Annotated in this window: 11 protein-coding genes; 4 read left to right on the top strand and 7 right to left on the bottom strand. The window is 68.1% G+C overall.

Annotation, left to right across the window (positions count from 1 at the left end):
• The 3 genes from A5622_RS23450 to A5622_RS23440 form a co-directional block, all read right to left on the bottom strand.
• Positions 1–1,013 (bottom strand): amino acid permease (locus A5622_RS23450; protein WP_066881520.1); only part of this gene is annotated, 1,013 nt, incomplete at its 3' end.
• Positions 1,014–1,055: 42 nt separating this feature from the next.
• Positions 1,056–2,402, bottom strand: coding sequence for an MFS transporter (locus A5622_RS23445; RefSeq protein WP_066881518.1), 1,347 nt, complete (start codon positions 2,400–2,402; stop codon positions 1,056–1,058).
• Positions 2,403–2,408: 6 nt separating this feature from the next.
• A complete protein-coding gene (locus A5622_RS23440; protein ID WP_066868594.1) occupies positions 2,409–3,554 on the bottom strand; it encodes an LLM class flavin-dependent oxidoreductase in 1,146 nt (381 codons plus the stop codon).
• Positions 3,555–4,000: 446 nt separating this feature from the next.
• Between A5622_RS23440 and A5622_RS23435 the strand changes: the two genes are divergently transcribed.
• The 3 genes from A5622_RS23435 to A5622_RS23425 all read left to right on the top strand — a co-directional run bounded on the left by A5622_RS23435 (position 4,001) and on the right by A5622_RS23425 (position 10,635).
• Positions 4,001–4,864: an esterase family protein gene (locus A5622_RS23435; protein ID WP_197499568.1), complete on the top strand. Its 864-nt coding sequence runs from the start codon at positions 4,001–4,003 to the stop codon at positions 4,862–4,864.
• A gap of 51 nt (positions 4,865–4,915) precedes the next feature.
• Positions 4,916–7,039, top strand: coding sequence for an acyltransferase family protein (locus A5622_RS23430; RefSeq protein ID WP_082994670.1), 2,124 nt, complete (start codon positions 4,916–4,918; stop codon positions 7,037–7,039).
• 278 nt (positions 7,040–7,317) lie between these two features.
• Positions 7,318–10,635 (top strand): LuxR C-terminal-related transcriptional regulator, encoded by a 3,318-nt coding sequence (locus tag A5622_RS23425; RefSeq protein ID WP_066881524.1) that lies wholly within the window; start codon positions 7,318–7,320, stop codon positions 10,633–10,635.
• Between the two features lies 1 nt (position 10,636).
• Here the strand turns inward: A5622_RS23425 and A5622_RS23420 are convergent, their stop codons facing one another.
• Both A5622_RS23420 and A5622_RS23415 read right to left on the bottom strand, forming a co-directional pair.
• Positions 10,637–11,323: a GDSL lipase gene (locus tag A5622_RS23420; RefSeq protein ID WP_066868600.1), complete on the bottom strand. Its 687-nt coding sequence runs from the start codon at positions 11,321–11,323 to the stop codon at positions 10,637–10,639.
• A 90-nt stretch (positions 11,324–11,413) separates the two neighbouring features.
• The gene (locus A5622_RS23415; RefSeq protein ID WP_066881514.1) at positions 11,414–12,649 is read right to left on the bottom strand and encodes an acyltransferase; all 1,236 of its coding nucleotides are present in this window, start codon (positions 12,647–12,649) and stop codon (positions 11,414–11,416) included.
• A gap of 366 nt (positions 12,650–13,015) precedes the next feature.
• Between A5622_RS23415 and A5622_RS23410 the strand changes: the two genes are divergently transcribed.
• Positions 13,016–13,456, top strand: a complete 441-nt coding sequence (locus tag A5622_RS23410; protein WP_066881512.1) for an STAS domain-containing protein — start codon at positions 13,016–13,018, stop codon at positions 13,454–13,456.
• On the opposite strand, the gene A5622_RS23405 is transcribed toward A5622_RS23410, so the two are convergent.
• Together A5622_RS23405 and A5622_RS23400 are read right to left on the bottom strand one after the other, a co-directional pair.
• Positions 13,440–13,700 carry a hypothetical protein gene (locus A5622_RS23405; protein WP_066881510.1) on the bottom strand — a complete coding sequence of 87 codons (261 nt, stop codon included), beginning with the start codon at positions 13,698–13,700 and terminating at the stop codon, positions 13,440–13,442. The two genes, A5622_RS23410 and A5622_RS23405, sit on opposite strands and share 17 nt — an antisense overlap.
• Positions 13,697–14,248: a DUF3093 family protein gene (locus A5622_RS23400; protein WP_066868617.1), complete on the bottom strand. Its 552-nt coding sequence runs from the start codon at positions 14,246–14,248 to the stop codon at positions 13,697–13,699. Before A5622_RS23400 ends, A5622_RS23405 begins: the two co-directional genes overlap by 4 nt.
• Positions 14,249–14,260 lie beyond the last annotated feature (12 nt).

Genomic DNA, 14,260 nt, shown 5'->3' with positions numbered 1-14,260 from the left:
ACCGCCGACGAGCACAGGATCGCGATGTGGGGGACGCCGCGTCCGCTCAGCCTGACCAACCGCGTCGGCGCCTCGCCCCGCTCGGCGAGCACGAACAACATGCGCGACGCGGTGTAGAGACCGGAGTTCAGGCAGGACAGCACCGCGGTCAGCACCACCGCGTTCATCACCTGATCGGCGCCGCCCAGCCCCATGTGTTTGAGCGCGGCCACGTACGGCGAGGCGCCGAGTTCCACGGAGTCCCAGGGCAACAGCACCACGAGCAGGAAGACCGAACCGACGAAGAAGATCCCGATGCGGGCCACCACCGAGCGGGTCGCCTTTTGCACCGCGAGCTCGGGGTCGCGGCTCTCCGCGGCGGCGACGGTGACGATCTCGGCGCCCACCATGGAGAAGATCACCACCACGATGGCGGCGAACACCGCACCCACGCCGTGGGGAAAGAACCCGCCGTGCGATCCCAGATTGGCCAGACCACCGTGATGGCCCGGCACCAGCCCTGCGACATACACCGTTCCCACTACGAGGAAGATCACGATGGTCGCGACTTTGATTCCGGCGAACCAGAATTCGAATTCACCGAACGACGACACCGAGAACAGGTTGGTCGCCGTCATCAACACCATCAGGCACAGCGACAGCAGCCATAGCGGTGCGTGGAACCAGTAGTTGAGCACCTTGCCGCCGGCGACCGCCTCGAAACCCACCACGATCACCCAGAAGTACCAATACAGCCACGCGACCGAGAAGCCCGCCCAGCCGCCCAGGGCCTTGGCCGCGTAGTCGGCGAACGATCCGGTCGAGGGGTTCGCGGCCGCCATCTCACCGAGCATCCGCATCACCAACACGATGAGCACACCGCAAAGCGCGTAGGTGAGAAACGCGGCAGGACCGGTGTTCTTGATCACCACCCCGGACCCGACGAACAGGCCGGCGCCGATCACGCCGCCGAGCGCGATCATGCTGAGCTGCCGCTGCGACAGCCGTTGGCGCAGTTGCGGATTGCTGGCCATGCCCGGACGCTAGCGGGCTTTGCGGCCCGCAGCAACAACGACTTACAGGTACAGGTCGCGATCGCGGATCAGGGCCGTGGCGATCACGCTGATCACCGCGGTGGCAACCAGATACCCGCAGGCCAGCCATGGCGCGCCACCGACGGCCGCGATGAGCGAGGTGAGAATCATCGGCGTCACCCCGGACGCGTACACGCCCGAGAACTGGTAGACGAACGACAAACCGGTGTAGCGGGTGCCGGTCGGATACAGCGACGAGTACAGCGTGCCTTGGGCGCCGTAGAACAGCGCATGCACGACGCCAAACACGAGGACCATCGCCAGCCCGAACCACACCAGGTTCCTGGTGCCGAACAAGGCGAACGCCGGGAAGGCCGCCAGGCCGTAGAGGGCCACCCCGACCAAATACACCCGTCGGGCGCCGTACCGGTCGGTCAACGCTCCCGAGACGGGCAGCAGCACCGCCATCAGCAGGGCGGCGATGGTCACCACCACCAGCACCGAGACCTTGTTGAAGCCCAGCGCGCCGGTGGCGTAGCTGATCGCGAAAACGCCCCAGGTGTTGAAGGCCGAACCTTCCGCCCAGCGAGACAGCAGCCCCAGCAAGGTGTTTCGCCGGGACCGGGGTTCGCGGACGATGTCGCGGATGGGCACGCTGGACGCCGCCTCGAGCTCGCCCAGCTCACGAAACGCCGGGGTCTCTTCGACCCGCAGCCGCACCACCACGCCGATCGCCACCAGCAGCACGCTCAGCAGGAAGCCGATGCGCCAGCCGTAGGACAGAAACCGCGTCTGGCCCAAGGCGACCTGCAGGAAGGCGAACACGCCGGTGCCCAGGGCCAGACCCAGGGCCAGCCCCACCTGCGGGATCGCACCGTAGCGGCCGCGCCGGTCGCCGGGGCTGTGTTCGACGGCCAGCAGCACGGCCCCGCCCCACTCACCGCCGAGCGCGAAACCCTGCAGCACCCGCAGTGCCAGCAGCAGCACCGGCGCCCACGCGCCGATCTGGGCGGCCGTGGGCAATGCCCCGATCAGTGCCGTCGCGCCGCCCATGATCAGCATGGTCAACGCCAGGCTGCGCTTGCGTCCGATGCGATCGCCGATGTGGCCGAACACCAGCCCGCCGATGGGCCGCATGACGAACCCGACGGCGAAGGTCGCGAACGCCAAAAGCGTTCCCACCAAGGAACTCTCGTTGGGAAAGAACACCTTGTTGAACACCAGGCCCGCCGCGGTGGCGTACAGGAAGAAGTCGTACCACTCGACCGTGGTGCCCAGCAGGCTCGCCGCGACCACGATGCGCAGCCGCCGGCGCCGTTGCGCGGCGGATTCGTCTACCGTGTCGGAAGCCCGGCCGGCGGGTGCGGACGCGGGCAGGGTGGCTGCCATGACCCCTTAGTGCGCCGAGGCGACCGCGAACGGCGTACCCGCGGCCGGATGGGACTGGCGGTTGGGGTGGCGCCACAACCCCATCCGCTCCAGGATCGGCAGCACGCCCTCGCCGAACCAGTAGGCCTCTTCCAGATGCGGATATCCCGACAAGATGAAGTGGGAGATGCCCAGTTTGGCGTATTCGGCCAGCCGCTCGGCGACCTCGGCGTGCGAGCCGACCAGCGCGGTGCCCGCTCCCCCGCGGACCAGGCCCACCCCGGCCCACAGGTTGGGCGCGACCAGCAACTTGCTGCTGTCGCCGCCGTGCAGGTCCAGCATGCGGCGCTGGCCCTCGGATTCGCTGCGCGCCAGGCTGCTCTGCACCCGCTCGATGTCGGCGGGATCGATCGCGGACAGCAACCGATCGGCCTCCGCCCAGGCCTCGGCGGAGGTATCACGGCTGATCACGTGAATCCGCAAGCCGTACTGCAGGATTCGGCCGGCGTCGACGGCCAGCCCGCGGATCCAGTCCAGCTTCTTGGCGACCGCGGTCAGCGGTTCGCCCCAGGTGAGGTACACGTCGGTGTGCTTGGCCGCCACCGGTCCGGCCGATGCCGACGATCCACCGAAGAACACCGCCGGTATCGGGTCGGGCGGGTTGTTCAGTTGGGCACCCTCGACCTGAATGTGCTCCCCGGCGAAGGTCACCGGCTCGTTCGAGGTCCACAGCTGCCGCACCACGTGCAAGAACTCGGCGGTGCGGGCATACCGCGCCTCCTTGTCCAGGAAGTCGCCATAGGCGCGCTGCTCGTGCGGTTCACCGCCGGTGACGACATTGAGCAGCAGCCGTCCGTCCGAGTGCCGCTGGAACGTCCCGGCCATCTGGGCGGCCAGGGTGGGACTGAGCATGCCGGGACGGAACGCGACCAGGAACTTCAGGGTCTCGGTCGATTCGACCAGCATCGCCGTCGTCAACCACGCGTCCTCACACCACAATCCCGTCGGCGTGAGGACCGCCTCGAAACCGTTGTCTTCGGCGGCCGTACAAATCTGGTGCAGGTACTTCAGTGTCGCGGGCCGATTGCCCGACATCGGCGTGCCGTGCCCGCCCGCGACCAGATTCCGCGAATCGCCGTAGGTCGGCAGAAACCAATGAAACGCGAGACTCAATTCACAATCCTCTTTCGCTCCGCTGTGGGCCCTGTGCAGCAACCGTCCATCCTGCTGAAGTCACCGCCGAGGGGCGAGGGTTGAAACCTGCGAGATTGCATCCCCGTCCGGGCGCCGCCGTCACCACGGCAACCCGCGGCGGCGAGCGCCGAGCGGGGACGTCCGGCCGCCGGACGGGCGGCACCCGCGCACCGCATCTGCGCTGTCCCGGAAGGCAATACGATCGCAATGATTCAGGCGGCGGCATCCGGCGATAACGGCGCTACGATGACTACGATCTTCCGCGCGATGCCGCAACCCGGCGCCACCATCGCCCTGGCCGGTGACCGCCCGACGCCGGAAAAGATCACCGCTGCGTGACCGAATGGTCACACCGGATCACACAATGCTTCCAATACGGCGTGGCTCGGCGGGTAATCCCCGGTCAGCGCGGCATTATTGCGATCATGCCTGACCTCACACGCCGAGCGGTGCTCCGGATGGGCGCCGGTGGCACCCTCGGAGCCGCCGGCGTGCTCGCATTCAGCTCCCTGCTGGCTCCCGGAACGTCGCACGCCGCGACGTTGCCGCAGGCTCCCGCGCCGTTCGAGCCGCCGACGGCGGGCAAGACCCTGCCGACCAAGCTGACCGGTTCTTTCGTCTCGGCGGCCCGTGGGGGCATCAAGACCAATTACGTGATCGCGGTGCCGCCGGGGCAGACCGGGATGCTGCGCCCGGTGATCGCCCTGCACGGCGTGGACGGGGATGCGAACCAGATGCTCGACATGGGCGTCCCGGACGGGCTGGCCCAGCTGGTCAAGGAGGGCAAGCCGCCGTTCGCGGTGGTCGGCGTCGACGGCGGCAACACCTATTGGCATAAAAGGACTTCCGGTGAGGACTCCGGCGCCATGGTGCTCGACGAGCTGCTGCCGATGCTCTCGACGATGGGTTTCGACACCTCCCGGGTCGGCTTCATGGGGTGGTCAATGGGTGGCTACGGGGCGCTTCGCCTGGGCGCCAAGCTCGGCCCGTCGCGCACCGCCGGCATCTGCGCAATCAGCCCGGCGCTGTACACCTCCTATGCGACCAGCGCCCCCGGGGCGTTCGACAGCAACGACGACTTCGTGCAGAACAGCGTGCTCGGCCTGCCGGCACTGAATTCGATTCCGCTGCGCGTGGACTGCGGCAACTTCGACCGCTTCTACTTCGCCACAAAGCAATTCGTCTACCAGTTGAAAACCCAACCGGCGGGCAGCTTCTCGCTGGGCGGCCATGACATCGCCTACTGGCGAAGCCAACTGCCCGGCGAGCTGGCCTGGATGGCGACCTAGCCCACGCAGATGACACTTCGGGAGCAATCGGTCGCCAGCAGCCCACAACAGGTGGAGCGGCGGACCGCCCGAAGGGGATTCCGGCCCGACATCGAGGGACTGCGCGCCGTCGCGGTGATCGCCGTCGTGCTCTACCACGCCGGCATCCCCGGAATCACCGGCGGCTACATCGGTGTGGACGTCTTCTTCGTCATCTCCGGGTTCCTCATCACCGGGCTGCTGTTTCGCGAGGCGAGCACCACGAATACCGTTGCGCTGGGCCGGTTTTACGGTGCGCGCGCCCGACGGCTGCTGCCGGCCGCGGCCATCGTCGGCACCATCACCGCGATCGGTGCCGCCGCGGTGCTGCCGCCGCTGCAGGCGCGCAGCGTGTTCCTCGACGGCATCGCCAGCGCCCTGTACGTCGGCAACTACCGGTTCGCGCTGCGCGGCACCGACTACCTGACCACCGACGCGCCGTCACCGTTTCAGCACTACTGGTCGCTGGGGGTGGAGGAGCAGTTCTACCTGGTGTGGCCGCTGCTCATCATCGCCACGGCCTGGTTGCTGCGGCGCATCCCGCGGCTGCGCGGTGACGTGACGCGCGCGACACCGTACGCGGTGATCCTCGCGACGGTGGCCGCGGCGTCGTTGACCGCAGGCGCGGTGTGGACCCGCACCTCGCCGTCGTGGGCGTTCTTCTCGCTGCCCACCCGCGCCTGGGAGCTGGCGGCCGGCGGCCTGGTGGCCCTGTCGATCCAGCAGTGGCGCCGGCTGTCGCTGCGAACGGCGTCGATCGTCGGGTGGGGCGGTCTGGCGTTGATCCTGCTGACCTGCACCCAGCTCAACTCCCACACGCCTTATCCCGGCACCGAGGCGCTGCTGCCGGTGCTGGGCACCGCGCTGATCATCGGCGGCGGCGCCGTCACCGGGGGGCTGGGGCCCGGCCGCCTGCTGTGCCGCCCGGCGATGCGCGCGATCGGCCGGATCTCCTACTCCTGGTACCTGTGGCACTGGCCGGTGCTGCTGCTGATGCCGGCGCTGCTCGGTGAGCCCGCGGGGCTGCCGGCCCGGCTGAGCGCGACGGCCGTGTCGGCCGGACTCGCCGTCATCACCCTTCATTTGGTCGAGAATCCCGGCCGCTTCGCCGCCGCGCTGCGCCGTTCGGCGAAAGTCAGCCTGGTGGTGGCGGGCGGCGCGAGTGCCGCCACCGCGTGCGCATGCATGCTGCTGCTCAACGTGATACCGGCACCGGTGGGGCACGGGGTCGCCGCTCCCCGCGCCAACATCATTGCGACGCCCCCGTCCAGCGTCCCCGCCGTCAGCGCGCAGGAAGCGGCGGTTCGTCAGGCGTTCGACCAGGCCCGCGTGGCGCTCGCCGCGGCCGTCGGCCTGCGAGCCGTCCCGTCGAACCTGGACCCGCCGCTGGCCAAGGCGTCCGCCGACAAGGCCGCGGTGTTCGTCAACGGCTGCGTGCGCTCCTGGCGCGACGTCGGACAAAGCGAGTGCGCGACCGGCGACACCGCCTCGCCGACCACCGTCGCCCTGATCGGCGACTCGCACGCCGCCATGTGGAACCCCGCGTTCGAGCAGCTCGCCGAGCAACGGCACTGGCGGCTGGAGACGCTGGCCAAGGTGACCTGCCCGCTGCAGGACCTGCGCATCGTGAGCCCGTACCTGGGCCGCGAGTACACCGAATGCGAACAGTGGCGCACCCAGATCATGAGCCGGATGAGGGCCGAACACCCGCGCCTGATCGTGCTGGACATGAGCCGGCGCTACGGCGGGGACTTCGGCTTCGCCTCCTACGACCCGGCCTGGATCGACACCCTCGGGCGCACCGTGGCGCAGCTGCGCGACACCGGCGCGACCGTCCTGGTGCTCGGGCCCGCACCCGACCCGCATTCGTCGGCGCCGACCTGCCTGTCCGCCCACCTCGACGACGTAAACGCCTGCACGCCAACGAAGGTCGCGGCGGTGGACGGCGACGGGATCGCCGCCGAGCAGGCGGTGACGGCGCGCAGCGGCGGCCACTACGCCGACCTGACCGACATGTTCTGCACCCCTGACCGCTGCCCGATCGTCGTCGGCAACACGCTGGTCTTCCGCGACGACAACCATGTGACAACCGAGTACGCGCAGTTGGTGGCACCGCTTATGGGTGCGCTCGCGGACCGCGCCCTGGCGAACGGGTGAACGGTAATGAACTTCTCGTGGTCGACCGACGTCAGATCAGTGAAGGGTTTTTGGAGGTCTTAGGGTCATGTCTCCGCTGTTGCTGGTCTGCATCGCACTAGCCGCGCCCTTCGCCGGAATCGGCTTCCTGCATGTGCAGGACCGCCTGGAGCGCTGGGACTACGAGCGGCACGCCGACGACTGATTCGCCCTTAGCAAAGGACCATTCTCGGTAGATCCGCATGGTCGCGGCCGCGGTGTACGCGATTGTGCTGATGTTTTCCCCGCGCGGCGCCCGCATGCTGGCTAACATGATCAGGATTGATCCGCCGGCGGACATGCCGCTGCTGAATTGGAGCGAGCAGAGCGTGAGCGAGCTGCCCACTGGAACGGTGACGCTGCTGCTCGCCGACGTCGAAGGCTCGACGCGGCTGTGGGAAACCCAGTCCGACACCATGACGACCGCGCTCGAGCAGCTCAACCGGACGGTCAACGAGCTGGTGGCCAGCTACGGCGGCGTGCGGCCGGTCGAACAGGGCGAGGGCGACAGTTTCGTGCTGGCGTTCGCGCGGGCCAGCGACGCGGTCGCCTGCGCGCTGCAGATTCAGCTAACGGTGCAGCCGCCGATCCGGATCCGCCTGGGGCTGCACACCGGTGAGATTCAGCTGCGCGACGCCGGTAACTACGCGGGAAGCACCATCAACCGGACCGCACGCCTGCGCGACCTCGCCCACGGCGGCCAGACCGTGCTGTCCGGCGCGACCGAACCGTTGGTGATCGACCGGTTGCCCGCCGATGCGTGGCTGACGGACCTGGGCGAGCACGCGCTGCGGGATCTACCCCGACCGGAACGGGTCTTCCAACTCAGCCACCCCGGTTTGCGCAATGACTTCCCGCCGCTGCGCACAGCGAATGACGTTGTGGGAAACCGGCTTCCGAGCCAGTTGACCAGCTTCGTCGGCCGCGGCGCCCAAATCGACGACATCGCACAGATTTTGAAGGAAAACCGGTTGGTGACCCTGACCGGGGCGGGCGGCGTCGGCAAGACTCGGTTGGCGGTGCAGGTCGCCGACCAGATCGGCGCCGGGTTCTCCGGCGGGGCGTGGTTCATCGACCTTGCCCCGGTGACCAATCCGTTGGTGGTCCCCGTCACCGTGGCACGCACGTTGGGTCTTCCCGACCAGCCGGGCCGCTCCACGATGGAGACCCTGTCCCGCTACGTCGCCAACCGAAAGATGTTGCTGATTCTGGACAATTGCGAGCACCTGCTGGACGCCAGCGCGGCGCTGGTGGTGGCGTTGCTGGAGGCGGGACCCGAGGTCACCGTGCTGGCGACCAGCCGCGAGCCGATCGGCATCGTGGGCGAGCTGACCTGGCGGGTGCCGTCGCTGTCGGTGGACGGTGAGGCCGTCGAACTGTTCGTCGACCGCGCCCGCCGTACCCGTCCGGATTTCGTTCTTTCCGAGGCTAATTCGTCCGCGATTGCCGAGATCTGCCGTCGCCTCGACGGCATGCCGCTGGCGATAGAGCTCGCCGCGGCCCGGACCCGCACGCTGTCGCTCAGCCAGATCGTCGACGGCTTGCATCACAACTTCCGCCTGCTCGCCGGAGGTGCGCGCACCGCGGTTCGCCGTCAGCAGACGCTGCGCGCGTCCATCGACTGGTCGCACGCCATGCTCACCGAACCGGAACGCGTCCTGTTCCGCCGGCTGGCGGTGTTCATGGGCGGTTTCGACCTGGACGCCGCGCACGCCGTGGGCGCCGACACCGATGCCGAGCACTTCCAGCTGATCGATCTGCTCGGGCTGCTCGTCGACAAGTCACTGGTCGTGACCGACGAAATCGACGGCATCATGCGCTACCGCCTGCTGGAGACCGTCCGCCAGTACGGTCTGGAGAAACTTGCCGAGTCGGGCGAGGCCGAGGTGGTGCGGACCCGGCACCGCGACCACTACACCGCCACCGCGGTGACGCTGGAATCGCAGATTCGCGGCGACGGAACGCCATTGGTGCCGTGGGCCGAACTCGAAATGGACAACCTGCGGGCGGCACACGCGTGGAGTTGCGACGCGGGCGAATTCGGGCTCGCGCTGCAGGTCGTCTCGTCGCTGCAGCGAGTTTGGGTGACGCGCGGGCGATTTCGGGAGGGTGTGGCCGGGTTCGACGCGGTCTTCACCGACGAGCGTTATAGCGATGACGCTGTCGCCCCGGAGATCTGGGTACGCGCGGTGGCCGATGCCAACCTGCTGGCGGTCTGGCACTCCGTCCCGACCAGCCCGCAGCGGGCAGAGGAAGCGTTGGCCGCTGCCCGTCAACTGGGCGACCACGCACTGTTGGTGAGCATCCTACTGGCCTGCGCCGTACTGGCGATGAACGAAGCCGCGCTGGCGGAGCCGTATTTCGCCGAGGCGGCCGAGCTGGCCCGCGCCGCGGGTGACGACGCCGCGCTTTACCACGTGCGTTGCTATCAATGCTTCGTCGGCAACGTCAGCGGTGATCCCGTCGCTTCGCAGGCCGCCGGCGAGGAAGGGCGTGCCCTCGCGGACCAGTTGGGCGACAGCTTCATGTCGCGCTACGGCCGGGTGTTTCTCACCGGCGCGTTAGCGATGCAGGGCAAGTTCGCCCAGGCGCTACGGGTATCGCGTGCGCTGGTCGAAGAAGCCCGGGCCGCACAGGATCTCGCGATGGAAACATTCGGCCTCATGACGCTGGCACAGGCGCTGACGTTCACTGGCGATGCCGCCGCGGGCCGCGCCGCGGCGCAAGTAGCCTTGGACAACGGTGCTGCCATGGGCGGTTTCCATGAGGACACCGCGTACGTGGCGCTGGCCAACGCCGAGTTGGCAAGCGGCGACGTCGCGGCGGCCAGGGATGCGTGTGAGGCGGCCTGGCAGTCGACCTCTCCGCTCAAGGAGCTGTTTGTGCGCAGCCTGGCGCCCATGACCGATGCGGCCTTGGGCTGTGGTGACCTCGTGGCCGCTCGCCGCTGGGCCGACGATGCCGTCGCCGTGGTTCCGGGAAGTCATCGGGTGATGGTGCTGACCGCGCGGGCGGCAGTCGCGGTCGCGCAAGGCGAACCGCAGCAGGCCGAACGCGATCTGTACGAGGCTTTGGAAACCGCCGAACGCACCGGCGGCTACCTGCAGCTGCCCGGCGCCCTCGAACGCCTCGCCGCCCTGGCCGCCGACACCAGCCCGGAGCACGCCGCCCGGCTGTTCGGTGCGGCCGAGGGCATCCGCCGCCGCCATGGCGAGGTACGGTTCCAGGTGTTTCAGGCCGCCTACGACGACTCGGTGACGCAAGCACGAGAAACACTGGGCGACAGCGCATTTGAATCGGCATGGTCCGAAGGCATGGCGCTATCCACCCAGGAGGCCATTAGCTACGCGCGGCGCGGCCGCGGTGCACGCGGACGCCCGGCCAGCGGATGGGAGTCCCTGACTCCCACCGAGCGCGACGTCATCCGGCTCGTCAGCCAAGGACTGCCCAACAAAGACGTCGCGGCGCGGCTGTTCATCTCCCCGCGCACCGTCCAGACCCATCTGACGCACGTGTACGCCAAACTCGCGGTGTCCTCGCGGGTTCAGCTGGCCCGGGAAGCCGCCCGCCACGCCTGAGTCAGGTCGACAGCTGGGTGCGAATCAGTGGAACGATCTTGTCCGCCATGTACTGGTGCCCCGCGTCGTTCGGATGCACGCCGTCCGCACCGATCAGGTCGGGCCGGCCGACGAACCAGTGTTCGGCGATCGGGTCGATGAAGGTTGCCCCCGCCGCCCCGGCCGCGCCGCCGAGAATGTCGCGGATCACAAACATCGAAGGCGGCACGTCGGCGGTCGGCCACGGCGGTCCGATCACCAGCAGCCGCGCCGCCGGCGCCAGCCGGCGCGCCAGATCCAAAGCGGCGTGGGTTTTTTCGGTCAGGTACCCGGGATCGACCCCTTGGTCGTTGCGGGACCCGAAGAACACCACCAGCGCGTCGTCGGGCTGCACCGCCTTGGGCGTCAGATCCTCGAAGATGCTGCCGTGGTCGCCGGGGGTGCCATAACCGGCCCTGCCTTCCGCCGCCACGCTGCCCGAGATCCGCGAACCGCGTGACCCGAGCACCTGGAAGGCGCGCGACGTCCAGGATCTGGAACCCAGACCGCCCTCATCGGTTCCGGTGGTATACGAGTCCCCCACCACCGCCACATGATTCAGCCGGAAGTCGAGCGTCAGTGTCTCGTAGGTGCGCACCTGCACCGGGTATGCGATGCCTACGCCCGCCAGAAAACTCAACCCAATGAGAAAGGTGGCCAGACGACTCACTCTCACCTCCACTGTCAACGGCATCGTCGGGTGCCGCCGCGTCCTCATCAAGTATTCCCCGTGAGTCGCGGCCGGCCGCTGAGGCGGCCATCACACCGCGCGGGCCGAAACCGCTTCCAGCGGACGGTCGATCGGATGCAGCTTACTGTTTGGCTCGCCGGGATCGCTTCTCGCGTTGACGGCCCTGACATCGACCATCTTGCGCATCCAGCGGCGGGCGGGCTCTTCGACGCCGTGATACAGCAGCACCGAGGCGCCCAGGGCGATCGCGAGCAGGCCGATGATGTTCCACTTCCACGGGTTATCCAAAGTCGGCAGCTCGAATTGCTCCACGGCCCATCCCCAGGAGGTGTGCACCAGCTCGTGCACCATGTACAGGCAGAACGAGATCTTGCCGCCGTACACCATCACTCGGGTCGACAGCACCCGCGGCAGGCTGCCCAGCCCCACGGCCAGCGAAATCACCAGCGGAACGAACAACACGTCGACGACGCCACCGCTGTCGTTCTCCACGACTCCCGATATCGGGTGCGCGCCAAACCAATACAGCACGCCCACCATGGCGGCCAGCAGCAGCAGGGACACGTATCCGGCGACGCGGCGGCCGCGATCGGTCAGGCGCAGCCTGCGCACCGCGGCGCAGGCCAGCGCGCCGGCGGTGAACTGGGTGACGATTCGGGGCAGCCAGCTCCACGGGGTGTAGAAGTGGCCACTGGCGAGCAACATCAGCACCGGCGGCAGCGACGCCGCGAAGGCCAGGACCATCAAGCTGCGCGCCCTGGTCGCCTGTTTCATCCGCAACAGGACCAGCACCATGACGGCGAAGAGCACGTAAGCCAGCCATTCCGCGCTGATCGACCAGGCCGGCCCATCCCAACTCGAGTCGTCGAAGAACGGCACAAACCACAACTGCACCAACAGGATTTGGCGCACGTAGCTAATCGCCGTGAGCGACGCCGCGTCCGGCGACGGCACATGACCGACGTGCAGGGTGAAGATCACCCACAGGGCGGCCAGATGCAGGGTGACCAGATACACCGGCCATACCCGGGCCAGCCGCAGCCACAGGAAATGCAGGGTCGCGCGGGTCGACCAGGACCGGCCCATGCGGTCGAGATAGTTGTAGGTCAGCACGAACCCGCTGAGGATGAAGAACAGGTCGACACCCTGGGCGCCGCAGTTGAGCACCGGCGCAAGGGCGTCGCGGAAATCGGGCGAGACGTCGCCGAGCATCGGCCGGAAGTGGAACAGCACCACCCAGAGCGCGGCGACAATGCGGAGCCCCGTCAGGGCCGTGATCTCGCCCCTGATCTCTCCGCCCCGCACGCTGCTCTTCCCGTCCGAATCGTGGCCGTTCCGTTTCGCGCTACTTCGGCCGAGCGGGAAATCTCGCCTTTTCACAAGCCCCCCGACTAGAACCGGCAGCCTTGGCAGCCTAGCAGCGCAATCGTCGGCTCGGGTGGACGGTTGTGGTGTGGCAAACCGGGTTCCGGGGTAATCCATGGGCCCGATGACCCGCTGGGCGTTTGCTCAGCCCTCGGCCGCAATGGGGCCGCATTCGCTTCTTAGCAAAGCGTTAGACACGGCTTCCGATCCCCTTAGGCTTGCGGCCTAACGTTTGAATCACACTTTGGTGAGCGTGGCGGCGCCCTCCGAAGACCGCGCGAGCGCCACGGAGAGTGAGGGGTCTGCATGACGATCGCAGGCAACCAGACCGGCCACGACAACTGCGTATTTGACTGCGACGGCGCACAAGTCCGGGCGCACTACCGCCACCTGGCGACCGTGGTGCACATTCGCGGCGAAATCGACGACGAAAATGTCGACCGCCTCAGTGACCACATCGCGCGGTTCACGCTGGGAGAAAACCCCGTGGTGCTCGACGTGGCGGACGTCAGTGAATTTGCTGAGGCCGGCATCTCGCTGCTGTACGCGTTTGACGCCGATTGTCGCGCCGCCGGGGTGGACTGGACCCTCGTCGCCAGCTCAGCGGTGACCCAGGCGCTAGATGACACCGGTCATGACGCCAGCTTCCCGATCATGCGCTCGGTTCACGAGGCGCTGCAGGATCGGGCCGACGCCATCGTGCTGCGCCGCCGGATGGCGTTGCCGCTGGTCAGGAAGACGCCTTAGCGCGCGAGCGCAACCGGCGCAGCCTGGCACCTCCGACGACCGCCAGCACCCCGGCTGTGGTCAACAGCACCAGCGTGAGCAGCAGCAGCTGCGGGTCATAGATCACCGACGTGGTGGAGGGTTGACCGTCCGCGATCGGCGCCACCGACACGGTGTGATGCGAGTGCCACCAGGACAACCCCGAGCAGACGAACGCGGCGCCGGCCAGGCCGAGCTCGAGGATCGCGCGATAGCGGGAGTTCATTGCGCCGCCCCGGTGTCGTCGTCCCACTCCCGGTCGACGGCATCGGAGCGGGTCGGCTCCACCCGCTCCTGCACCAGTGGGGTCAGCGCGGCCCGCAGCTGACGATGCCGACGCGCCCAGGCCTGGGCGGTGCGGTCATTGGTGAGCTTGAGGCCGATGCCGACGCGTCCGCGCGGCACCCCGACCAGTTCGCCCAGGGCCCGGGCCGACTGCCAGCGCGCCAGGTCCTTCCCGGAGGCCTCGTGATTTTCGGGCTCGGGATACACCTTGACGATCTCGCGCACCAGAATCGTTTCGGTGCCCTGGCGCAGCGCGTCCTCGGTGAGCTCGACCGAGACGTGGATCCGGGCGGCCTTCACCTGTATCCCCAGGAACGCCGACACGAGCACCAGGAAGATCGCGGGGACCACCAGCGACACCGGGGCACCGCTCCAGATTTCGATCAGGATCATCGCCACCGCCGCGAGCGGGCCGCACGCCAACCACCACCAGCTCGCACCGGGTTCGTAGAACAACGGCTTGGGTGCGGTGTCGCCGCCGGTCGTCATCGCAAGCCCCAT

The sequence above is a fragment of the Mycobacterium sp. 1245801.1 genome, from assembly GCF_001673055.1.
GTDB lineage: Bacteria > Actinomycetota > Actinomycetes > Mycobacteriales > Mycobacteriaceae > Mycobacterium > Mycobacterium europaeum_A.
Note: the sequence above shows the minus strand (reverse complement) of the source record. Positions and strands in the feature narration are given on the sequence as shown.

What these genes read in the sequence shown, in the direction of transcription:
- A5622_RS23400 (WP_066868617.1), bottom strand. Translation starts at nt 14,248, where the DNA reads ATGACGACCGGCGGCGACACCGCACCCAAGCCGTTGTTCTACGAACCC.
- A5622_RS23410 (WP_066881512.1), top strand. Translation starts at nt 13,016, where the DNA reads ATGACGATCGCAGGCAACCAGACCGGCCACGACAACTGCGTATTTGAC.
- A5622_RS23445 (WP_066881518.1), bottom strand. Translation starts at nt 2,402, where the DNA reads ATGGCAGCCACCCTGCCCGCGTCCGCACCCGCCGGCCGGGCTTCCGAC.
- A5622_RS23425 (WP_066881524.1), top strand. Translation starts at nt 7,318, where the DNA reads ATGCTGGCTAACATGATCAGGATTGATCCGCCGGCGGACATGCCGCTG.
- A5622_RS23405 (WP_066881510.1), bottom strand. Translation starts at nt 13,700, where the DNA reads ATGAACTCCCGCTATCGCGCGATCCTCGAGCTCGGCCTGGCCGGCGCC.
- A5622_RS23435 (WP_197499568.1), top strand. Translation starts at nt 4,001, where the DNA reads ATGCCTGACCTCACACGCCGAGCGGTGCTCCGGATGGGCGCCGGTGGC.